Origin of the sequence: Sediminispirochaeta bajacaliforniensis DSM 16054 (assembly GCF_000378205.1) — a bacterium.
Lineage (GTDB): Bacteria > Spirochaetota > Spirochaetia > DSM-16054 > Sediminispirochaetaceae > Sediminispirochaeta > Sediminispirochaeta bajacaliforniensis.
On the sequence record NZ_KB899409.1, the window covers coordinates 33380 to 56913 of the forward strand.

Here is a 23534-nt window from a genome sequence, read left to right on the forward strand (position 1 = left end):
GCTTCACACCTTTTCAATACCAAGGACAGTCAGGTCGTCGTACTGCTCATCCTCTTTCAAAGCGCCGTAGGTGACATAGGTATCGTTTCGGCCGATTTCCTTCCCGCCGAAATAGTGTTCGAATTGCACGAAACAACATTGCAGGAAATCATCGATTTTGATATCGACATTGACAACATCACTCTCGCCTGCCTTCGGATCGGGATTGAGCCTGAAGATTTTTTCAACCGCGACCAGGGCAAGTACGGCATCCTCTATGCCGGAACCGCAGGAGGCAAAATCGAATTCGAGTACCTCGCCGGGAATTGGGTTGTGATACTTCTCCAGTCGGTAACGTCCATTCCGGTAGAAGGTATTGATGATTTCATGGATCCGGGGGATTCCCAACTCCTCGTTATCGTTGCCGACCGGGTGGGTATCATGCAGCTGCCCCTGCTCCAGCCCTGGTTCTTTGCAGGTGACGACTTCGAATCGTTCATTCCGAAACTTTCTCTGTGCCTCTTCAAGACCGTCGGTAAAGAGAAAAAGCTTGTCTCCTGATCTTAGGACATGGGGTACCTTGGAAAAACCGCCTTTCATATCGATCAGATCATTCGGGAAAACCCCTGCCGCAGGCGCGGCGGGAAGGGTCATCATCTCCATGGACTCCTTTTTTCCCTGATAAAGGTGAACCTGATTATCCCCGGCATTGCAGAAAACGGTTTTTCCCGTCGCCCCGTCGATAAGTACGACGATCAAGGCCGCAAACCGTCCCTGGAAGCCCCGCTCCTGCACAAGACTATTAATACTGGCCACCAGCTGATCGATGGCCGGTTCCTGCTTACGGGGAGCGATTCCCTTCGAGGAGGCGACGGATAGAATCCTCTCCTGCGCCCGTTTCCACTCGTTGAGAAAGTTCCTGAAAATCGTCGCAACCTCGACCATGATCAAAGAGGCGGGAACACCCTTTCCCGCTATATCACACTTGATGACGGCGTAAAGATTTCCGGGTAGCTGCATATAGTCGAAGTAATCGCCGGAAACACCCTTTGCCCCCTCATAGTATCCAAAAAAGTTGAGTCCGGGATAGTTGTCCGAGGCCGTGGTTTTTTTATTGCCTCTGGAGTCCTGTTCCAGGGGAATAAACATTTTCTGGACCTCTTTTCCAATGGTGAGGTCCTTTTTCGCACTCTCCGCCTTTACCAGTCCGCGGGTCATCTCATTGATGGTCTCCGCAAGTTGGAAAAGCTCGTCCCGGGTTTTTACAACAATGACATGGTCCTTCAGTTTTTCCTTATCGTCGGTTTCGCTGATGACCTCGACGCCCCGGACTAAGGTTCGAATCGGGATAATGATGATGGCAGCAAGAAGCAGGGAACCCAGAATCCCGAGAAGAACGGCACCGAGGGCAATAACGGCAGTCTGCCGAACCAATCTGTCGCGGCTGGCAATGATTTCACCGCGAATGCGTTCGGTGGTGATACCGAGCCGGACCAGGCCGTGGTAGTAAACTCCCGGACGATTCGAATCCTGATAGACAATGGGTCGATAAAAGGTATATTCGCTGGGTCCGGAAAGGATGGTTTCGGGATCGAAAGTGGGCACAGAAGAGACCTCGCTCCCGATATCTTGCAGCTTTGCCTCTATCTCCTCACTAACCGAAGCTATGGAATCCTGCAGCTCCTGGAGCAGCTGGGCCGTATCCTCGTCCCGCCGCGTGACCAATCTGGTGGCTGCATCTCTGGCCTTTTCCTGCAACTCTGCCAATTCCTGGCTAAGGGCCCCAACCTCGGCCTCCGCTCTGTCATCGATACGATCTCTAAGTTCGTCGATAAAGGGAGAAACACCATCTTTGATCCGGGCAGCCCCGCGCCGAAAGGAGTTCTGCCCTCCTCCGGTATCTTCATCGGTCAATTTTTCGGCAATAGAGGGGTCGTTCGTCGCCCACAGGTAATCGAAATAATCATTATCGGTATCGGGAACCTGCGAACTGCGTACCCCTGTAATGGTGGCATAAAGCGCATCCTCGGCCGCCCGACTCTGTGCCGGAAGTCGACCAAGCTCTATGGTATTCTCCTCGGGAAGATATTTTCCCGCACCCGATGCAAGGCTCTCCACCAAAACCCTGGTACTTTGTAAAAGGCCGTCGGCAAGACTCCTCTGCTGCGTATCAATCATAAAGCGGCCCATCGGCAGGGCGACAAGCAAAACAACAATCAGGACCAGAGATGTAACAAGCAGGGCAAATTTTCTTCTTAACCCCTTTCGCTCTTTAGCCATGGTGATAATCCTCTCTTTTCGTTCTTCATGCGGCAGGCGGCGCTGCTCCAGCAAGGCGACGGCTTCGTTCCGGAGCAGGTTACCCTCCTGGACCAGGCGAAGGATACGCCAGGAAACGAAGAGAAAACTTGCTCCTAAAAGAACCATCACAAGGACAAAGGCTGCGGTTCCCCCCGATAGGGTGGAAAAAGGAAGCCGGATAAGATGCAGAGCGGGACGCTGGAGAATCGTAAAATCTCCAAACTTTACGGTACCGGTGTCGGAGAAGCTTAGCGTTCTTCGGGTAAGGTATAAGCCCCTGGTCGGGTGGATGACCCCGAGGTGATACTCGCCACCGTCGATATCCTCGATCACCGGTCCCTCGATTCGTCGATCCGAAACCACTCGATACGCGGCGCTTTCCGCATCAAAGCTGTAATCGTAGGGCGGTTTTCCGTCTCTATCAAGGAAAACGGTTCCGATATTGCCCCCTACCGAGAAGCCACGACCTACAATCGATATGAGATAGCGGCCCAGGTCATCTTCCCGAAGGGAGATATCCGTAACATAGGTGACCGGAATATACTTATTCAATCTCATCCGAAAGGAAACAGCCTCACCGACATTTCCTACCTGATCCACAGGCGCCACGGTAACGGCCCACAAACCGTTATCGATATTTCGAAAGCTTAGGGAAGGAACCCGCAGCCGGATACTGTCTGAAGGGGTACGGGCAGACAGGGCCCCGGGAGCCCCTGCATAATCGGCAGACGCAAGATACTGAAGTCGGTATGCGTAACCCGCAACATCCGTTTCTGCAGGAGGCTCCCAAGCGATGCTTCCGGTATTGGAAGGAAGGAAACCGTCGCCGTCGAGCTCGGGATCAATAAAGCGAACGGGAGAGGGGGGTGTGGTATCACGAACAGCCTCAATGGTCATGCTTTTCGACCAGTTGCCAGCGTAATCTCTTGCCGCAATATGAAAAAACCAGGGTCCGTCCTCCTTCAAAGAGGCTGAAAAACGACGTTCTTCCCTGCGCAACAACATCAACCTATGGGGTGGATCACCCTCCGGATCTCGGTCGACGGAATAGCTGAAACCGCTAATACCCGAAGAGTCATCGGGAAGGTTCCAGGATACGATGAAACTATCTTGTTTGGTGGGACGCCCCTGCCGGAAATTGAGGGGACGGACTTGGGGAGGTGAAGCGCTTTTATCCGGGGCAAGGAAGGCGATACGCGATCTGTTTGCAAAGCTGTTCTCCCAGAGCAGGGAGAGCTCTCCGGAACGGAACATGGGAACGGGAAAGGCGCTGACACCGTTCATGACGCTCACATCTTCCGCATCCCAGGAAACGCCTCGTTTGAGGGCGAAAAAGATACGGTTATCCCCCTTGCTATCGTCGAACCAGAAGAGGACCCTTTCTCCCGCCGTCTCGGTAATGACCGGATTCCTACAGACGTTGCTGCCCTGGGAAATTCGCTCGGGTACCCCCACCACAGCCCCTTCGGGGCTCAATTCGGCGTAGAAGATCTGGGGAGGGGAGCTTCCCGAGTATCTGCGCTCCCATGCCACAGCAAGCCCCTTCCCATTACCGTACAGGTAGGGGCGTTGATTATCGTAGAGGCTGGGATCGCCATTGTCGGAAATGGATCGATCCTCAAAATCGCTTATCAGCCGAGGCGAACTCCAGCTCGCCCCTCCGTCGCTACTTGATACGAGATAGAGCTGATAAAAACGGCTTTCCTGAGGAGAGGCCTGAAAGGCTACATAATCCTTTCCTCCGTAATGGGCAAGCGAGGGCAAATAGACGTATGCAAGATTGCTTCCTTTTGCAAGGGACGTGAACTCACTCCAATTTCGTCCATCCCGACTCACGGAAAAAGCGGCCCCAAGACTCACCTCACTGGTAAGGGCTTGGAGCCCTTCTGAGATGAGAGGGCTGGTAACGAATAAAAAGAGGGAACCTGTAGAAGATAAAAAGAGGCGGGGAGCAACAACAGTCCCCTCTTCCGATCCGATTCCAGGCTCGGCAACCTTTACAAAGCTTGCTCCGTCGTCACCGGAACGGTAGATCGCGATGGTATTGCCGGAGGTGGCAAGAGCGATAAAGATATGTCCGGCCTTATCGATCACCATCGAAGCAACGGGAACCTTTTCTCCTACGTAGCGAAAGGGTCCGAGCACCCGCTCGTGGCGTTCCCACGTATTCCTGTAGCTCATCAGCGAAATATAGAGATCACGATAACCATCGGAGGGCTCACCATATTCATGCCAGAGAAAGGCAGAAAGTTCGCCATTTGAACTACTTCGGACAAAGGAGGCGTTCGCATCAACCAAAATCTCGGGACGTTCCCAGTAGAATTGCTGAGCCTCTACCTGAAGGGCAGCGAAGAGCACAAGCACCAGGCAAAAGAGCAAAGGGGCTCGGCGGCACATCACAGGCGTGCCTCTATTCGCTTCTGAAGATCGAGGAGTTTCGGATTATTCCTGTTCTTCGTGTTGTTCATCAACTGCTCCACAATAACGCTTGCCTCAAAATAGCGCCCTTCTATGAAGAGATCCTCCGCCTGCTTAAGCTGTTGCTGCGCGATACTGGAAAGAACAACGGTAACAGCCCCGCCGCTTCCGGCTTGTATCCTGTCCTTGAGAACAATGGCATCATTATAATCGGGATTAAGCTTAATCGCCTCGTTCAAATAGGCAAGAGCCACAGGAAATTGCGCCCGTACATCGTTTTCCACAATCTTCTCGGCATCGCCGTAAAGGTCCCTGGCCCTGGCAAGCTTCGCCCGATCAGGAGGAGGTTGCCTGATACCCGTTGCAATTTCCGCATCGTATAGGGCCTTTTCCATTCCGGGGAAATCGGGCCGAATTGCTTCAAGGACCTTGAGTTCCCGATACGCATCTTCCGGCGTCGAATTCAATTGGCGCCTTGCATTGTTGAACCGACTGGAAAAAATAGCATCAAAGTCATCAGGCTCGGTGTACTGCAAGATCTGAAGATAGAGAATACTGGCATCTTTGTTGTTTGGAAAGGGCTCCTTCACGTATTCGATCTTCCGTTCGGCCTCGGAAAATCGCGCAAGCGCTTTATCTCGGTCGCCGGAGGTGAAAAGTCGCTTGCCATCGAGAAAATCCTTGCGGGCGAGATTGAGCATCTGAGTCATTTCGGGATAAAGGGGATCGGCAACCACAAGTTCCACACCACTTGTGGTATCCAGAGCACGCTTGACCCGTTCGAGCCAGCTGTTGACTTCAGGTTCCTCTTCGGTATTGGTTTGCAGCCAGCGCGCCTGGGCCCTTTGAAAGGTCTGCTGGGCCTCGATAAATTTTTCCTGAAAGAAGAGATCCCGCCCCTGGTTGATTAACGCACGTACCTGCCGAACAATCTGCCGATTCTGTGCCGCAATGATCCGGTCTGCAAGATCCGGAATGTCCTTATCGATGCGACTCCTGACCTGCTGATCTTCACGATAGGTAAGACTTTGGGCCAAAGCCGTGCCTGCCTGCTCCAACTTGTCCCTTGCCTGCTCAAAGCTCTCGTCGTCGAGGCGGCTCTCCGCTTCACTGAAGCGAAGCTCTCCCTCGGCAAGGGCAAGATCGGCCTGTCGGTTTAACGCTTCCCCCTCTGTAAGGAGCGTTGTTCCGGTGTTGCGAAGCGAAATGATATCGGCACGCATCGTATCTGTCGAAGAGAGCGATTCTTTAATCGCAGGAGAAGCGACAATCGCATCGCTTTCGGCGGAAAGGGAGGCGGAGATGGAGGCGATATCCCGATCAAGGGCGTCCAGGGTCGGCAGGGTCTCTTCAATGATTTTGATCCCCTGATCAGGGCGCCGCACTACTATGGGGTCGGTCCCCTCGACAATTGTCTCCTGGCTGCCCTCGATAAGAGCCTGTGCTTTTTCAATGCTGTTTTGCCTCTCCGAAAGACGGCTGCTCAGTTGAGCAATGAGAATCGAAGCGCGACGCGAAACCGCCTCAAGTTCCATGGATGAACTCTGGCCGAATGCCTCGTCCACGGCGCTCAAAAACTGCCCGGCAAGGGCCTTGGGGCGGTCCACGGTGATGGGGGCTTCGTACCCATCAAGGGAGGAAGAGAGGCTTTTCACGGGATCGCCAACGGCTTCGATCCTTGTCTGAAGATCGAGGATGCGGTCTCTGCGCAGGGCCAGGGCCTCGGTATCAAGGCTTTCCCATGCTTCGTTTTCGCCTCCCAGCTCAGCCTTCAAAGCAGCAAGTTCCGTAAACTGACCACTGGCGCTTTCCAGAATCCGAGAAAAAAGAAATTGCTCCGTGATCTCCCTACCGCTCTCCGCCAGATTCTCCATGGCAGGAGCGGTCCCTCCGTTTTCAAAAGCAATCAGCTGCTCCACCATCTGTGTATATTCACCTGCAGATCGAAAAAAGCGGGCAGCCACATCCTCTCTTCCTTGATGGTATGCGGCTACCCCCGACTGGTACTCCCTTTCGGCAAGGTCACCGATTCCTTCGAAGAGAGAGGTGTAGGAACCGTCGGAAAAGCGCAGAATGGTTCCGGCAATTCCTTCGGGGGCTTCGGCATCGGCCCTCCCTCTTGCAAGAACCCTCAATGTGGAAAGATAAGGAACATCGTTTTCATCTTCGCTCTGCACCGAGGCTTTGAGTTTTTCGAGCTCCTCAGCAGCGTAGAGGATCCCCCTTCGCTGCTCGTCTACAGCCAGCATAGCCGCTCCGAACGTGTCGATGGTATTGGTAAGATCCACTTTATTTTCCTGCCGAAGAGCTTCCATAACATGATCGTAAAAGGATGATGCCTCGGGACGATCAAGAAGGAAGGCATCGGAAAGATTCTCCAGGCTCTGACGAAGCGTGCGAACGTGCTCAAAAACATCGGCACCGTAATCCTTCTCCAAAAAAAGTTTTTGATGAAGATCGAAACCCGATCGGTAGAGCGCAACGGCCTGATCGTACTCCTTTTTTTCCAGGAGTTGCCATGCCTCCTCGATAATCCGACGGAACTTTCTATCGTTGACGGCAAACACAATCGAAGCACGCATTTGAGCAAAGGCCTGGACTGCAGCCGGATTGGGATCACTGTCGAGAGCCTCCATCTTTGTAATCAAATCATACGCATGATCTTCATCGATCTCACCGCCATCCGGAGGATCCAGAACCTCTATCAACTCGGCATAATAGCGGTTGTACTGGTCACGAATGGCCCTCACCTGCTGGAGGAGTTCTTCAGCCTGATCAAAACGATCAGGATCCTCCTTCATCATCTGGGTAAGGACCAGGATGGCATCGTTGTAGCGCTGCTCGGCCATAAGCTGACGAGCCGTATCGACAGGGTCCTCCCGTTGCCCTCCACCAAAGAGCCAAACCGGCAGCAAAAGGAAAAAGATGAGAAAAATATATGTTTTCAAAGGCCGCGTACGTACTGGCTCCATTTGCTCCGCTACTCTGTTTCTATCCCACTGTATCACATTATCGGCAGGATAATTACTGGATAAACCAGAAGGAAGATAGTATAGTATAAGATGATGAATATTCGGAATAGACCGTTATTTTTACTACTCATTCTGTTTGTACCGGCGATTCTTTTCGCCGATCTTTCGGAATTCTACAGCGGCTATTCCTCCTTTGCCGATTCGGATTTCATCACCGATTCCAACACCGGCCAGAGTGCCTTCACCACCCTTCTTATCCCTTTCGGAGGACTCTATGAGGGGATGGGAACTGCCTTCACCGCCGTTGCCAGCGATGTCGGTTTCCTGGAGGCAAATCCTGCAGGCAGCAGTCGTATCGATGTTACACAGCTATCCCTTATGCACAACGACTGGATCGCGGATACCAATATCGAATCAGCCGCCTTTACCTCCAGAAAGGATAACTTTGGGTTCGGCTTCGGAGGGAAATTTCTCTACGTCCCCTTCACCGCCTACAACGACTGGGGAGACCGGGCCGGAAGCGGCTACTATTCGGAAACGGTACTCTACGCAAACGCTTCCTACAATGCCTTCCGCTCCTATGATTTCTCGGGCCTTTCCGTGGGAGCCACGCTCAAGGGGGCATACAGAAATGTACCGGAATCGGTAGCCTCGGGTCAGTCGGCCTTTGCGGGGATGATCGACCTTGGAGCCCTCACCAGATTTAACTTTTTGAAGCCGTATCCATCGCGGGACAAAAACTTTTCTCTCGGCCTTGCGGTACGAAACATCGGTTTCGCCAGCCTCGACGATAATCTTCCGTCTAACGCCAGCCTCGGCTTTGCCTATTCTCCCCTCAGGCCGCTTCTCGTAAGCTTTGATTACACCTTTCCTTTTTCTCTGACCCTTCCGGCCGAACAGTGGGAACATCCCTACTTTGCGACCGGAGCGAAAGTCGCCGTCACCGATAATTTTGCCATGCAAACAGGCTTTACCCACAGGGGATCAAATCCGCGATTCACCCTCGGGGGCTCGGTGGATCTGAATGATTTGACCATTATTGCAAACTACACCCTCGATCTTACCACCCAGCTCAGCTCTCTCGACCGCTTCAGTCTTCAGGCGACAATGGCATTAGGCGATGATGGGCGACAAATGACAGCCCAACGCATCGACGAGTACTACATCGCCGGTCTCGAAGCCTATGCCCAGGGCGATTTTGAGCGGGCAATCCAATATTGGGAAGCCGTTCTCGACCTCGATCCCACCTACAGACCCGCTCATGAAAACCTCGATTTGGCACAAAGAAGCCTCGATCTGCTGTTCAATATGCGAAAGCTCAATACCGTAGAATAATTAACGCTTCAAGGCCCGATACACACCGAAGAGAGGGAGATCCAACTTATTGTTTAATTTGACCGATTGCCGCTGCTTGCGTTTTCGCAACGCCTTTTCCTGCTTCCGATAGGCGCGGCTGGCAAAACGGCGGCGGAGATAGGAAACCAGCTGATCGAGCCGCTCTTTCTCTCCCGTAACGGAAAACTCCACGGCATCGGCCAGGGATTCGGCAAGTTGCCGGGTATCTTCCGCCTCAAGGCGAAGAAGGAGTTCCTCGGCTTCCTCGACTAAAGAATCATGCTCGAAATAGATTTCGTCGACCCGTTCACGAAGGGCGATACGTTTGGCAGTCGCAGCCTTGGAGCCGGAATCGCGTCGGGAAAGCAGATAGTAAACAAAAAAAGAGGCCGCAAGGGAACCTCCCAACTCATCAATCATGGGGATGGGGTCCCGGATAACCAGGGAGAGGAAAAAGTAGACAACAAGAAAAAGCAAACTTGAAATCAAAAAACGAGGGATAAAACGCTTTTCCGAAATCCAGTTTTTCACCGCAAGTTCAATTAAGCGATAAAGCTCGTTTCTCAGCAGTGTCACGCTTTCCGGACGCGGTTCTCTTCCATAACGACCCGCGATAACCGTATTGGCATCAAGCTTGAGTAATGTATCAGGATCATCAAAGGGATGGAGAAAGAGAGGAACTCCCCCCAACCTCTGCAAATGGAAGATGTTAATCTCTGTTTTCATAACCCCTCCGAGAAAAAGATAGTAGGCGAGCGCCTCCACGTCAAGATGTTATCTTTTCGACATAGTCGAGGATAAAGCGGTAGGCAAAGAGACCGGAACGGACGACAAGGAAAAGTCCGACAACAAGGGCGCTAACGTCGGAGGCTATAATATAGGACCCCTTGAGCATGACCGCTGCACAAGCACCGAGAAGCAAAAAGCAGGAGGCAATAATGACCGCTATGCCGGCCCGCTGTTCTCCCGATTTTCGAACGATTTCACCGACCACCATGCACAGGAGAAAGAGAGCAACGGTCCAAGAGCCGGGAGAGGAAACGGCCTTCCCGTGGATAAAAAGAAGCAAGGTACCGATTCCCGAAAGGGTTTCGGCCGAGGAAAGAACCAAGATAACGAGGGCACAGACCCCGTTCAAAAATCGATGTTCCCGAAAAAGGAGTCCGGAACAACATATGTACGTCATAAACAGACCTCCGGCGCTAACCGCCGGAATTTCCGTCAGAAACCCGACAACGGCGATGAGCGCGGAGAAGGTCACCACAATCACTGCTTTTCGAAACGAATCTTTATCTTCCATCACGTTCATCCATCATCTTTATAATATCGGTTAAACCAAAAAGTTGGGCATATTTCCTTGCCGACATCCCAAGGGCATCCTTGATCTCGACATCGGCACCTGCACCTATTAAAATACTTGCCGCCTCTACGTGCTTTTGCCCCACCGCAAGAACAAGAGCTGTTTGCCCGTTTTTGCTCTGAAAATGAGGAGAGGCCCCGGCACCAAGCAGCAGGCGAAGGATTTCAAGCTGCTGATCTGCAGCCGCATCCATGAGAGCGGTATTTCCCCTGTCAAGGCTCACCGCATCGATATCCGCACCGGCATCAAGCAGCAGTTCAACAACATTCCGGTGTCCGCTCCTGACGGCAAGAGAAAGAAGCGGGACCCCCTTCTTATCCCGAACATCGGGTGAGAAACCGGCCTCGAGAAAAAGCTTCAGCGGAACAATCTCGCCTTCGGTGGTGACCTTCGCAAGGGTCTCCTCCCCCACCCCGAGGCCCATGGCGATGAGTTGCCCCTTTGCATGCTCCTTCTTTTGCTTCTGTGCCCATATCCGCCTTTCACCGGAGAAATAGGCAAGTACATCCTGAGGCTTATCAGCCTTAAACACCTGGGAGGGAAGAGTGGGAAGGCCCACGGGCTCCAATAGATAGAAAAAGAGAGGAATCTCCCGACCAAGAGAAAAACCAAGGACAAAGGCGAAGCTTTTCCGTTCGAGGTTCTCCTGCCGTAGAAGCATCAGAAGGTGAGTGGTCTCTCCGAGCACTCCAAGGAGGGTAAAATCCCAGCCACGACGATACTCGTGAAGTTCCGCATCCACACCGATGGCCTTCAATTGTCGGCAAAAATCCTCTGCTACGGCTTTATCTTCCCTAAGATGGAGCAGCAGCAGCTTCAAACATACCTCCCGATTCCGGATATACCAGTATCTATCTTTTTTTTCGGCAGATAATGGGGAGAACATTACGACCTCTCCTACTGTTCACCGACCACGGTGATTGCTATGATGGGATCATGTCAGCAAGCAATCTTCAAAAAATGGCGGCAGCGGTGCAGCATAGCTCGGTGGCGCAGATCGCAAAGCCAAGGCTGCTTATGCCGAATTCCTCTTCAGCAAAGGGACGGGCCGTCCTTCTGATCCATGGCTATACAGGAGGCCCGCACGATATGGGGTATCTTGCCCAGCGATTGCAAGAGGCGGGGTATCTGGTATCTGTTCCCCGCCTTCCGGGGCACGGTACCTCTCTTGAGGATTTTCTGAAAAGCGATGCTCACGATTGGCTCAGGGCCTCTCTTGATGCTTTTCTCGATCTTAAGAGCGAGGGGCTTCCCGTACATATTGCGGGGCTCTCGATGGGCGGGGTTCTCACCGCAATTCTGGCAGCCTATCTTTCCCCGAAAAGTGCCATTCTGGCTGCACCGGCCCTTTTGACAAGCAATCCCATCCTTCCCTTAACGCCTTTTCTCAAGCTGTTCATCAGGAAATGGGAGCGGAAAAGAAAGAAGCCGTGTAAAGATCCGGAACTCACCCCCCTTGCCGATGAATATGGACGATTCTACACCCCCTCCACGGCGGCGGAGCTTTACAAACTGCAAAAATTCGGACGAAAGGCGCTTAAAAAGATCAGTGTTCCCGTTTTTACCATCTCCAGCAAAAAGGACAAGGCAGTTCCAGCGAAGGTTGCCTCCTTTGTCTCTTCATCCGTAGCCTCACAGGTTAAGGAAGAGCTGATCCTTGCAGAGAGCCCCCATGTTGTGGTAAACGACTGTGAAAAAGAACGGGTTGCCGACGCGATTATCGGCTGGCTTGATCGGCAAGATTAATCATTGCCCTAAACGCCGAATGGGACTTTTTCAGCTCCCTGGAGCCTCGGGTAATCTTGCAAAGGCTCAGGCCTAATTCGGCGGCAATGGTGCGTTGTGTTTTCCCCTCGTCGAGGAGGCGAACAAGCGCCCAGCGCTTTCCAATATCATCGGCTTCCGCCGGTGTGAATATGCTCAGGAGAAAATCGCGAATAAGCGTTGGATCTTCACATTTTGCAAGGGCACGGGCGAGTTCCGCCAGAGCACCTTCGGAGACATGTTCGTCGTTTTCCATTCGTACATAGTACCATCCTTGGGCTTCCTGTCAACCATCGCCCTGCATACTTGCAAGAGATGATGGTTCCGGAGTACCCTTGCCTACCGATGAACAACTATCATACACACACACAACGCTGTCAACACGCAGAGGGTTCGGTCATGGACTACGCCCTCCAGGCAAAAAAAGAAAAGAGTTCGGTACTCGGCATGTCGGACCACACGCCTCTCCCCGACGGGCGCTGGCCACACATGCGTATGGCCCTCAGCGAGCTTGAAGAGTATATCGCGGAAATAGAAGAGGCCGCAGAAGCCCTGCCCGAATTGAAAATCCTTAAAGGGGTGGAATGCGAATGGGCCCCGGAGTACATAAACTTTTATCAGGAAGAACTTATAGGCAAGCATTCTTTTGACTATCTGATCGGTGCCGTCCACTGGTTTCCTCACCACGGAGAGTGGCTCTATATCGGGGATGCAGACACTCCGCAACGGCTTGTTTCCTATGCACGCCACATGGCGAAGACCATAGAAAGCGGACTTTTCACCTTTATCGCCCATCCCGACGGTTTTGGACTGGGCTACAATCAGTGGGACGAAAATGCAAGGGCCTGCAGCCTTGATATTATCGCTTCCGCCGAGGCCTGTGCGCTTCCTCTTGAAATTAATGGCTATGGCCTTCGAAAGAAAAAAGTCACAAGCCCGGCGGGAGCGTTACGCCGCCCCTACCCTCTCGATGAGTTCTGGCAACTTGCCTCAGGAACAAAGATTCAGGCGGTTTGTAACTCGGATGCCCACAAACCCTCCGATCTTTTCTCTTCAGTCGATCAGGCACGGGCCCTTGCCGAAGAATTTTCGGTGCCGGTCATCGACCCCTTCGAGCGGTAAAGTAGACAAGGCCGGCGGCTCCCAAGATAAGAAGAGCCCCGGTCAATGAAAACCAATCGGGGAGCTCTCTCCATCCTATATAACCGATGAGAAGAGAGAAGATCACGCTTGAATAGTTGAAAATCGAGATATCGGCGGCCTTACCGTAACGGTAACTTAAGGTAATGAAAAACTGCCCTCCGGCCCCGAAAAGTCCGGTTGCGACCAGGGCAATCAGGAGCGGTGGATTGGGTATCACAAAGCCGCGCATGGCCAGAGGCAGGCTGACGAGGACCGAAAGAAGCGAAAAATAGAAGATGATCACCATGGGATCTTCTCTGGCGTTGAGGGAACGCACAAGGGTATAGGCGGCGCCTGCAAAAATAGCGGAAAGGAAACCGATAAAGGCGGGAAAGGCGTTTACATCGAAACCCGGTTTAATGATGAGAACAGCCCCGATCATGGCCGCGACCAGGGCGGGAATATGGACACGACGTAATCGCTCGTGCAAGAAAATCGCTGCAAAAAAAGTTACGAAAAAGGGTGAGGTCTTATTTAATAGGTTGGCATCGGCGAGGGGAAGTTTGCCAAGGGCATAAAAGGTACAGACCACGCCGAAATAACCTAAAAGGGCACGTAAAAACAACTTCTTTCGATCCCCAGCCTCGCCCCAAGGAGACATACGTCTGCCGGCAAGGGATATGAAGGCTATGAAGAGAATAATGAGGTTACGAAACAGCACCTTCTCAAAGACAGGAATACCTTGGGCATATTTAACGGCCGCGCCCATCAGGGCGAAGGAGGCCGCCGAGGCGGTCATCAAAAAAGCCCCTAAAAAGGGACGATTTTCTCTCTTGTCGGAATTCATCGTTCTGCACGCTCCCTCACCCTCTTGCGGACCTGGCTTACGAGCATCCCGGCGAACATTAATGCGGCGCCGAAAAGCTCCCGGGAACTGAGGCGCTCGGAAAGGAGCAGGGCCCCTCCCAAGGCCGCAAAGAGACTCTCCATGCAGAGAATGATGGCGGCATGGGTTGGATGGGCCCTTCTCTGGGCAACAATCTGGAGCGAATAGGCAACGCCGACGGACATGATTCCACCGTAGGCAATGGAGGGAAAAGCTCCCGCAAGGGATGAGGAATCGATGCTTTCTCCGGAGAACAGAGCCGCCGCAAGGCTAAGTACGGCACAGACGAGGTATTGGCCAATCGAAAGGGAAACAGGATCAAAACGGACAGTGATTCGCGAAAGATAAAGCACATGGGATGCGAAAAAAAGAGCGGAGATCATCACCAGCAGATCCCCAAAAGCGATCGAAAGACTTCCATGTACACTTAGAAAATAGAGACCGGATAGGGCCAGAATCGCCCCTGTCCATCCTCGTTTCCCGCTACGAAGGCCGAAGAGCCCACCCAGCAAGGGAACCAGAACAACATAAAAACCGGTAATAAAACCTGCTTTCCCCGCAGATGTATACACAATTCCCATTTGCTGGAGGGCCGATCCGCCAAAAAGGAAAAGGCCCGCAAGGAGGACCTCAAACCATTTCCCCTGCCGGAGGTGACGATGTACCCGGTTCCCATGGGCGGAATATAGAAAAAGCGGGAAAAGAGAAAGAGCACCGAGAAAAAAGCGAAGGGCGTTGTACGTATGGGGACCAATAAAGGCCATTCCGCTCCGCTGAGCAACAAAGGCAAAACCCCAGATGGCCGCTGTGGTCAACAAAAGAAGATCATTTTTCATTGGTTTAAGCTATACATTCAAAGAAAAAACTGCAATCCGTTCTCAGGCCTTTTCAAGAGGGAAGGAAAACCGGACTCCGCCGCCAGGCCCCGGAAGGATCTCCGCATCTCCGTCTATCTGTCGGGCCAGGCTCTCCACCAGCGAGAGTCCTATTCCCTCGCTGTCGTTGAGAGGATTACCGAAGCTGACATCCGGAGAAAAACCCTTTCCATTATCGGCAACAAAGCAGAGAGCACGTCCTTCCGAGATGGTGACGGTAACCGCGAATTCAAGCAATTGTTCAACAGGAATTTCGGCATACTTCAGGCTGTTGGTAAAGAGCTCCGCAATGATAAGCCCTAAAGGGATAAGTCGTTCAATCGAATAGAAAAGGGAGCTTTCGATCTCCTCATTGACCGCGATGCGCCTGTGACCGCTTTCGGAAGCAGCAAGCTCCTGCAGCAGTGCATGGAGGTAATCACATAGCTTGATGTACTTAAGGTCGTCTCCCATGTAGAGTTTCTCGTGAACAAGCAGAATGGAGGAAATCTTCCGTTGAATTTTTGCAAGGATCTCTTCGGTTTCCCGATCCTTTGTTTTTGCGTATTGCAGATTCACAAGGCTATTGACCAGGGCAAGATTATTTTTCACTCGATGGTGAAGCTCCCGAAGCAATACCTCACGTTGCTGAAGGGCATCGTACAGTTGTCGGTAAAGCGTGCTGTTTTTTAGTGCGAGAGAAACCGCCGCAGCAAAGGGCTTCAGATGCTCGGCATCCTCTGTCGTATACATATTGGGAAGCTCATGTTCGAGTGCGATCTCTCCAATCACCTCTTCACCATCCAAAAGCGGAAGATAGATGACCGATCTGATGTAGGCCGTGGCGGGGAAGACCGTCCAGCCGGAATAGGCATGAGCATCGCCGATCACGACGGGCTCGCCGGTTTCGATGGTTTGTTGTATGACAGGATAGTACAGGGGGTCTATTTCATGGTTCATGACAAACTCAAAGGCATCACGCTCCTTGTAGCCGAGGGATCGTTCGGCCTTGAGAATACGGCCGTGAAATAGTTTTACACTTCCGCTGGTAAAATCGACAATCCGTCGAACCTGTTCGAGAACAAGATCCAAAAGCCTATCGCGATCAACCTCCCCGGTAACGACCATGGTGATCTCCTGGATCGTCTCGGAGAGAAAACGACGCTTTTCCGCCGCTCGTTCCCTCTGTTTTCGATCCGTAATATCAACCATGGAGACAAGTGCACGGGTGATAGATGCTTCCGCGCAGAAGAACGATACGGAAATAAGCAAATGAACAGGCTTGCCTCCAAGCGTCAGATTGATTGTTTCTCCTTCGACGGTTTCTTTTTTTCGATAGATGGCTATAAGCTCTTCCTGCAGGAATCGGGAGGTTTCTTTGCTTAAAATCCGTCCAAGGGAGCCGAGAAATTGATTCTTACTTTCCGCCTCGAAGAGCTTGAGGGCCGCAGGATTTACATCCACGACTCGGACCTTGGACATAAGCTCCCGTGCCATTTTCGGATGCTCATTCAGATAGGCTGATAGCTGTGTATCACTGTGAACAGGCAAGAACTGAAGCGCCTCGATTACCTCGCCGAAATCCTCTTCCAAAATTGCGATGGCGGAATTGTGAAATAATACGTTGTAACGTTCATCAAAAACCTTGTTTTCCACGTATCAAGTATAAACGATAAAGTCGATTTTTCACCAGACAGGAAGCGTCTTTACTCGCCCATAGTAGAGTAAAATATTGCTAAACACATACTAATAGATAGCCTCGTCATTGACGATAAGGGACTCTTGCCTTACTGTAACGGTAAACGTAACTGGAAAGAGAAACACCGGAGGTCCATGATGCGCAGAGTCATACTATCGTGTATTATGCTTCTTTTGACCCTAACGGCCTGGAGCGAGGTAACGATAAGTCATGCCCTCTCCATTCGGGGTACCCCGAAATACGGTCCCGATTTCCAACATTTCGACTATGTACGCCCCGATGCTCCTCAGGGAGGGACCTTACGACGGTACAACATCGGAACCTACGATAACTTTCACCGCTACGCCCTTCGCGGTGTGCCCGATTCGGCCAGCACAGCACTCTACGACACCCTCATGACCTATAGCGCCGACGAGGTCGAGAGCGTCTATCCCCTGATTGCTGAAAAGCTCGAATACCCCGACGACTTCACTTGGGTGATCTTCCATATCGATCCCAGGGCACGATTCCAGGATGGCGAGCCCATTACCGCCGAGGATGTTCGCTATAGTTTTACCACTTTCATGGAAAAGGGGGTTCCCCAGTTTCGTTCATACTTTAAACCGGTCAGGGAGGTGGAGGTACTCGACCGCCTGCGGATAAAGTTCACCCTTGAAAAGGGGGACCGGGAGATGGTCCTTTCCCTTGCAAGCCTGACCATTATCCCGAGACAGTGGTGGAAGGACCACGATTTCTCGGAGCCGCAGACAGAGGTTCCCTTGGGGTCTGGGGCCTACACCATCTCGGATTACAAGATCGGCCAGTATATTGTCTACAAGCGGCTTGATGATTACTGGGCGAGGGATCTGCCGGTAAACCGGGGAAGAGATAACTTCGACTACATTCGCTACGACTACTATCGGGACAGTAATGTTGCCTTCGAGGCCTTCAAGGCGGGAGAGTACGACCTGCGATTCGAAAATACCAGTAAAAATTGGGCGACCCTCTATACCGGTCCAGCCTTCGACAAGGGCTACATTAAAAAAGAGACCATCGAACACCAGCTGCCGGCCAATATGCAGGCCCTTGTTTTTAATATTCAGCGGCCGATTTTTTCCGACCCGAAGGTACGGCGGGCCATCGGTTATCTCTTCGATTTCGAATGGATGAACAAGAACCTCTTCTACGGCCAGTACGCCCGTACCCGCAGCTTTTTCCAGCACACCGAATACGAGGCAAAGGGACTGCCCTCTCCCGAGGAAAAGAAGATCCTCGAACCGATCAGGGATCAGATCCCTCCGGAGCTCTTTACCCAAGCCTACGATCCTCCCAAAACCGACGGCTCGGGCAATATCAGAGGCCAGATGCGTTCAGCCCTCGCCCTTTTCAAAGAGGCGGGCTGGGAGGTACGAAACAGGAAGCTGGTCAATGCCGCAACAGGAAAGGCCATGGAGTTTGAACTCCTCTTGGCAGATGCATCATTAGAACGCGTCGCCCTTGCATTCCAGAAAAATCTCGAACGGGTGGGCATCACCATGAATATCAGGGTAGTCGACGTCAGCCAGTTTACCAACCGCCTGAGGGAACGGGATTTCGATATGATAAGCAGCGTGTACCGGGCAAGGCGCTATCCCGACAGCGGCTTACTTTTGCCGTGGCACAGCGCATATCTCGACTCCACCTATAACACCGCAGGTGTAAGCGACCCCGCCGTGGACTACCTGATCGAGGGGATTATCCGAAATCAGGAAAACGGTCAACAGCTGATCTATTGGGGCAGGGCCCTGGATCGGGTTCTAAGCTGGAACTTCTATCTGGTCCCGGAATGGCATAACTCGGCATATTGGATTTCCTACTGGAATAAATTTTCCCGACCGCCATTGTTGCCCAAATATAGTACGGGTGTCGACTGTTGGTGGTACGACGAACAGAAGGCCGCTATGTTGCCGGAAGAACATCGATAAGCAATGGGCTCCTACATCCTTCGACGAGTGCTTTTAATCATTCCCACCCTCATTGCCATCATCACGCTCAATTTTTTTATTGTCCAGATCGCCCCGGGCGGACCGGTGGATCAGGCCCTTGCCTCCATGCACGGGATAGGAGATACCAACATGGCAATGGAGCGTATCGCGGGAAGCAGCGGAGGGGAGCAGCCACAGGGCCAAGGCGGCAGCCGGGAAGAAAGCTACCGTGGAGCCAGGGGCCTTGACCCGGAGGTGGTGGCGGAGATCGAAAAGCGATTCGGCTTCGATAAGCCCCTGCATGTGCGTTATTTCTCCATGCTTCGCCGCTATCTGGTCTTCGACTTCGGAGAAAGCCTCTTCAAGGGCAAGGGAGTCGTAGAACTGATCATCGAACGTATGCCTGTTTCCCTGAGCCTCGGGCTGTGGAGCACTCTCATCATCTACCTGGTATCCATCCCCCTGGGGATTGCCAAGGCCGTGAGAAACGGCAGCCGCTTCGACAGTTGGACCAGCACGGCAATTGTTCTCGGTAACGCCATTCCTACGTTTCTCTTTGCCATCGTACTCATCATCTTTTTTGCAGGGGGAAGCTATCTCAAATGGTTTCCTCTGAGGGGGCTGGTGTCCGACAACTTCGATCGGCTTTCGACGGCGGGAAAGATCTTCGATTATTTCCATCACATTACCCTGCCCATCCTCGCCATGGTGATAGGCGGTTTTGCCACCCTTACCCTTCTGACGAAAAACAGTTTTCTCGACGAGATTGGCAAGCAGTACGTGGTAACCGCCAGGGCAAAAGGCTGTACCGAGAAACGAGTACTCTTTCGCCATGTCTTCCGAAATGCCATGCTGTTGATTATTGCAAGCTTTCCCTCGGCATTCATCGGAATGTTTTTCACCGGGAGCCTTCTGATCGAGGTGATTTTCAGTCTCAATGGATTGGGGCTCCTCGGCTTCGAGGCCACCATGCAGCGGGACTATCCCGTGATGTTCGGGACCCTCTACATGTTCACCCTCCTGGGACTGGTGCTCAATCTGATCAGCGATATCACGTACACCATCGTCGATCCCAGGATCGACTTTGAATCGAGGAAGCAGTGATGATGAGCGAGATGCAGGTACAGCGGATTCGCAGCTTCAAGGCAAACAAGCGGGGACTTTGGTCCCTGCGCATCTTTCTCATACTCTTTCTTCTCTCACTTTTTGCAGAGTTCATTGCCAACGACAAGCCTCTTCTGGTTTGGTACGCCGGACGGCTCTTTTTTCCCTTGACCCATGAATATCCGGAAACGGCCTTCGGCGGCGAGTTCGAACTGGAAGCCGATTACAAGGATCCTTTCGTCGTCGACCTGATCGAGGAAGCGGGCTGGATTCTCTGGCCGCCGGTCAGGTACAGTTACGACACCATCAACTACGACCTTCCCAGTCCGGCTCCGAGCCCTCCGACCCGGGAGAATATCCTCGGCACCGACGATAAGGGACGGGATGTGCTGGCCAGGCTCATCTACGGTTTTCGGATATCGGTCCTTTTCGGCCTTGCCCTCACCATCACCTCATCGGTCATCGGGGTTACGGTCGGGGCTCTCATGGGTTATCACGGCGGAAAACTCGATATCCTCGGCCAGCGATTCATCGAGGTGTGGTCCGGGATGCCGACCCTCTTTCTCCTCATCATTCTTTCGAGCGTGGTGGAACCGAACTTCTGGTGGCTCCTTTTGATCACCCTCCTTTTCGGCTGGATGAGCCTCGTGGGAGTGGTCCGGGCGGAATTCTTACGGGGCAGGAACCTCGAATACGTCGAGGCGGCCCGGGCCTTGGGGGTAAAGGACCGACACATCATGTTCCGCCATATCCTTCCCAATGCGATGGTGGCGACCCTCACCTTTCTCCCCTTCATTCTCAGTGGAGCGATCACCACCCTCACCAGCCTCGACTTTCTCGGTTTCGGGCTGCCTGTGGGAAGCCCCTCCCTCGGTGAGCTTCTGGCTCAAGGAAAGGCAAACCTTCAGGCACCCTGGCTCGGCATCTCCGCCTTTGTTGTTCTCGCTCTGATTCTGGCGCTGCTGGTCTTCGTCGGCGAAGCGGTACGCGACGCCTTTGATCCGAGGAGGAATCTGTGACTTCGCTGCTGCGCATAGAAAACGTACGAATCGCCTTTCGCCGGAAAGAGCGGCTTAGGCAGGTGGTCCACGGCATCGATCTTCGGCTCGGGGAACATGAGAGCCTCGCCATCGTCGGGGAAAGCGGATCGGGAAAAACGGTTACGGCAGCATCCATCCTTCGTCTTTTGGGGCCTTCGGCCGAATATCCTTCCGGAGAAATCTATTTCAGGGAACAGGAATTGCTCCGCGCATCGGAACGGACACTGCTGGGAGTCAGGGGAAAAGAGATCGGCATGATTTTCCAGGAGCCGATGTCGAGCCTCAATCCCCTCCAGAATATCGGTAGACAGGTTGCCGAAAGCCTCTTCCTCCACGGGGGAACCGAAAGCAGGCAAAACCGCACAAAGGTTGTCGAAATGCTCCGCCGTGTCGGCCTCAGAAATGCGGAAACCCGGCTGGGGGCCTTTCCCCATCAGCTTTCGGGTGGGGAACGTCAGCGGGTGATGATCGCCATGGCCATTGTCAACAGACCCAGGCTTTTGATTGCCGATGAGCCGACAACAGCCCTGGATGTGACGATACAGGCCCAGATCCTCGACTTGCTCCTTGATCTGAAGCGTGAGCTGGGAATGGCAATGATTTTCATCACGCACGACCTCTCCATAGTCGGCAGGATTGCCGACAGGGTCGTGGTTATGAAAGAAGGGGAGATCGTCGAAGAGGCGGAAACAAAGAAGCTTTTCGCCACCCCCGCCCATCCCTATACCAGGCTCCTCATCGAATCGGAACCAGCGACAGCCCCGCCCGAACGAAGCGCAGGCCCCGACGAGACGCTTTTGGAAATCAGGAATCTTAAGGTCCACTTCCCTGTGCAGCGGGGAATTCTCAAAAGAACCGTCGATTATATCAAGGCGGTGGACGGTGTCTCTCTTTCGATTCCCCGAGGCGGAAGCTTCGGTCTGGTGGGAGAAAGCGGCTCGGGAAAGACCAGTCTGGGAAGAGCCCTTTTGCGCCTTATTCCCAGTAATGGAGAGATATTCTTAAAGGGACAGCCTGTTCATAACCTTAAAAACGATGAACTTCGTCCTCTTCGCAGATGGATGCAGCCGGTCTTTCAGGATCCCTTCGGAACCCTCTCCCCCAGAATGTGCGTAACCGATATTGTCGGAGAAGGATTACGTGTTCATGAAAACCTGAGCATCCCGGAACGACAAGAACGAGTTGCCTCCGCCCTGGAAGAGGTGGGGCTCGATCCAGGGATCGGGAAGCGATACCCCCACGAGTTTTCCGGAGGACAGCGGCAGCGCATCGCCCTTGCCAGAGCCCTTGTTCTCAAGCCGGATCTTTTGGTGCTTGATGAACCCACCTCAAGCCTCGACAGGTCCATTCAGTTTCAGGTTATTGAATTGCTTTTGAACATCCAGGCCGAACATGGACTCACCTATCTCTTCATCAGCCACGACCTCAAGGTCGTCCGCGCCCTTTGCCGTTCTCTCGGCGTCATGAAGCAGGGAGTCCTTGTCGAACAGGGAGATGCCGAACAGGTCATGAAAGAACCACAACAGGAGTACACCAGAAGATTACTTGAAACGGCTTTTATGCTTGACCAGGAAAGAAGAGCCACATAGTATAAGATGCCGGAGCCAAAAAGGTGAAAGAAATCCCTGCAAACGAACTATTTCTTAAGCATTACGACATTCTCCAGGAAACGGGGATACTCCAACAGATCAACGCCCAGCAGCATCGTATCCACGAATTGGAAGAGCTTTTGTCGAATGCGGTCGAGATTTTCAATCAGCGAAGCCCCGACGAATTGGTTCACTTCCTTATCTCCTGTATCGTTGATAAATTTATTCCTTCCCATCTCGCCTTTTTTTTCAAGAATCATAAAAATGATGATCCGATCACGACCCTTTGTTTCGAGCAGCTGCGGCCTGTAAAATCGAAGGTTGTTCTCAAAACTCTGGACGACTATCGTCATTTTTTCTCACGCTATCCCAACCCCATCGATTTCCATCTTTTCGAATATACCGTGGAACAGAAAGCAATAGCAAATCGCTTAAAGATCCTCGACCCGGCAATTATCGTGCCCCTCATTGGCATGGATGGCCTTTTCGGTTTAATCGTCATCGGCAGAAAAGTTTTGGGAGAAGAGTATAGTCCCGAAGAGATGATCCTTTTGGACAAGCTGATGAAGTTTGCCTCCATCAGTCTTCAGAATAAAATTTATTACACAAGCTCGGTAACCGATTATAAAACACGACTTTTCAACCATGCCTATTTCATGCGGCGTCTGCAGGAGGAGATTGCCAAGGTGAAGCGCTACGCCAGCGCCTTTTCCATACTTGCCATCGACGTCGATCATTTCAAGGTGATCAATGATAAGCATGGCCATTTGGCAGGCGATAAAGCACTTTTTGCCCTTGCAAGAACGCTGGAACGCACACTGAGAGAAGAGGATGTCCTTTCCCGTTTCGGGGGAGAAGAGTTTTTCGTGCTTCTGACCGACAATAGCCTCACACGGGCAATCCAGGTTTCCGAAAGAATCAGATCGGAGGTGGAGAAGATGAGGATCGAGTATGAGGATTTTATCCTGAAGCTGACAATCAGCATTGGGGTCAACCATGTCAACGCCGGCCGCCTTGCGAGCGAAAACGAACTCATCGCACAGGCGGATAAGGCCCTCTATATCTCGAAAAACAACGGCCGCAACCAAATAACAATCTATAATCCCGGCTTTCTTTATAAGGCCCAGCAATTGAAGTCATAAGCGGATACTGGCGCAAATGCTTTCTT

At 52.4% G+C, this 23534-nt stretch carries 17 protein-coding genes; 8 read left to right on the forward strand and 9 right to left on the reverse strand.

Translation table 11 applies throughout. From position 1 onward, the window contains the following. Positions 1-3 precede the first annotated feature (3 nt). Together F459_RS0104630 and F459_RS0104635 are read right to left on the reverse strand one after the other, a co-directional pair. Positions 4-4677 carry a SpoIIE family protein phosphatase gene (locus tag F459_RS0104630; protein WP_020611564.1) on the reverse strand — a complete coding sequence of 1558 codons (4674 nt, stop codon included), beginning with the start codon at positions 4675-4677 and terminating at the stop codon, positions 4-6. Continuing rightward, the gene (locus F459_RS0104635) at positions 4677-7646 is read right to left on the reverse strand and encodes a hypothetical protein (RefSeq protein ID WP_020611565.1); all 2970 of its coding nucleotides are present in this window, start codon (positions 7644-7646) and stop codon (positions 4677-4679) included. The genes F459_RS0104630 and F459_RS0104635 overlap by 1 nt, the downstream gene beginning before the upstream one ends. A gap of 114 nt (positions 7647-7760) precedes the next feature. On the opposite strand from F459_RS0104635, the gene F459_RS0104640 reads away from it, so the two are divergent. Then, positions 7761-9005 (forward strand): UPF0164 family protein, encoded by a 1245-nt coding sequence (locus F459_RS0104640; RefSeq protein WP_020611566.1) that lies wholly within the window; start codon positions 7761-7763, stop codon positions 9003-9005. Here F459_RS0104640 and F459_RS0104645 read toward each other — a convergent pair whose 3' ends face one another. The 3 genes from F459_RS0104645 to F459_RS0104655 are packed head-to-tail and all read right to left on the reverse strand — an operon-like array spanning position 9006 to position 11185. Further along, positions 9006-9731 carry a hypothetical protein gene (locus F459_RS0104645; RefSeq protein WP_051086153.1) on the reverse strand — a complete coding sequence of 242 codons (726 nt, stop codon included), beginning with the start codon at positions 9729-9731 and terminating at the stop codon, positions 9006-9008. Between the two features lie 40 nt (positions 9732-9771). Then, positions 9772-10305 carry a hypothetical protein gene (locus F459_RS0104650; RefSeq protein ID WP_020611568.1) on the reverse strand — a complete coding sequence of 178 codons (534 nt, stop codon included), beginning with the start codon at positions 10303-10305 and terminating at the stop codon, positions 9772-9774. After that, on the reverse strand, positions 10295-11185 hold the full coding sequence (locus F459_RS0104655; protein WP_033301286.1) for an ankyrin repeat domain-containing protein: 891 nt from the start codon (positions 11183-11185) through the stop codon (positions 10295-10297). Before F459_RS0104655 ends, F459_RS0104650 begins: the two co-directional genes overlap by 11 nt. Positions 11186-11301: 116 nt before the next feature. Here F459_RS0104655 and F459_RS0104660 point away from each other — a divergent pair, with 116 nt between their 5' ends. Next, a complete protein-coding gene (locus tag F459_RS0104660; RefSeq protein ID WP_020611570.1) occupies positions 11302-12111 on the forward strand; it encodes an alpha/beta hydrolase in 810 nt (269 codons plus the stop codon). Here F459_RS0104660 and F459_RS0104665 read toward each other — a convergent pair. Then, the gene (locus F459_RS0104665; RefSeq protein WP_020611571.1) at positions 12083-12385 is read right to left on the reverse strand and encodes a Trp family transcriptional regulator; all 303 of its coding nucleotides are present in this window, start codon (positions 12383-12385) and stop codon (positions 12083-12085) included. The two genes, F459_RS0104660 and F459_RS0104665, sit on opposite strands and share 29 nt — an antisense overlap. Before the next feature lie 89 nt (positions 12386-12474). On the opposite strand from F459_RS0104665, the gene F459_RS0104670 reads away from it, so the two are divergent. Beyond that, positions 12475-13251 (forward strand): PHP domain-containing protein, encoded by a 777-nt coding sequence (locus F459_RS0104670; protein ID WP_026294896.1) that lies wholly within the window; start codon positions 12475-12477, stop codon positions 13249-13251. On the opposite strand, the gene F459_RS0104675 is transcribed toward F459_RS0104670, so the two are convergent. Genes F459_RS0104675 through F459_RS0104685 form a run of 3 tightly spaced genes read right to left on the reverse strand, consistent with a single transcriptional unit; the run spans position 13229 to position 16647 of the window. Further along, the gene (locus F459_RS0104675) at positions 13229-14098 is read right to left on the reverse strand and encodes a DMT family transporter (RefSeq protein WP_020611573.1); all 870 of its coding nucleotides are present in this window, start codon (positions 14096-14098) and stop codon (positions 13229-13231) included. The two genes, F459_RS0104670 and F459_RS0104675, sit on opposite strands and share 23 nt — an antisense overlap. Next, a complete protein-coding gene (locus F459_RS0104680) occupies positions 14095-14973 on the reverse strand; it encodes a DMT family transporter (protein ID WP_020611574.1) in 879 nt (292 codons plus the stop codon). Before F459_RS0104680 ends, F459_RS0104675 begins: the two co-directional genes overlap by 4 nt. Positions 14974-15015: 42 nt before the next feature. Continuing rightward, positions 15016-16647, reverse strand: coding sequence for a PAS domain-containing sensor histidine kinase (locus F459_RS0104685; RefSeq protein WP_020611575.1), 1632 nt, complete (start codon positions 16645-16647; stop codon positions 15016-15018). Positions 16648-16827: 180 nt separating this feature from the next. Here F459_RS0104685 and F459_RS0104690 point away from each other — a divergent pair, with 180 nt between their 5' ends. The 5 genes from F459_RS0104690 to F459_RS0104710 are packed head-to-tail and all read left to right on the forward strand — an operon-like array spanning position 16828 to position 23508. Continuing rightward, positions 16828-18633: an extracellular solute-binding protein gene (locus F459_RS0104690; protein ID WP_026294898.1), complete on the forward strand. Its 1806-nt coding sequence runs from the start codon at positions 16828-16830 to the stop codon at positions 18631-18633. Between the two features lie 3 nt (positions 18634-18636). Continuing rightward, a complete protein-coding gene (locus tag F459_RS0104695; protein WP_020611577.1) occupies positions 18637-19737 on the forward strand; it encodes a microcin C ABC transporter permease YejB in 1101 nt (366 codons plus the stop codon). Then, the gene (locus F459_RS0104700) at positions 19737-20756 is read left to right on the forward strand and encodes an ABC transporter permease (RefSeq protein ID WP_020611578.1); all 1020 of its coding nucleotides are present in this window, start codon (positions 19737-19739) and stop codon (positions 20754-20756) included. Before F459_RS0104695 ends, F459_RS0104700 begins: the two co-directional genes overlap by 1 nt. Beyond that, positions 20753-22366, forward strand: a complete 1614-nt coding sequence (locus F459_RS0104705) for an ABC transporter ATP-binding protein (protein WP_020611579.1) — start codon at positions 20753-20755, stop codon at positions 22364-22366. Before F459_RS0104700 ends, F459_RS0104705 begins: the two co-directional genes overlap by 4 nt. Before the next feature lie 23 nt (positions 22367-22389). After that, complete coding sequence (locus F459_RS0104710; protein ID WP_020611580.1) at positions 22390-23508, forward strand: GGDEF domain-containing protein; 1119 nt, start codon at positions 22390-22392, stop codon at positions 23506-23508. The last annotated feature ends 26 nt before the right edge of the window (positions 23509-23534 follow it).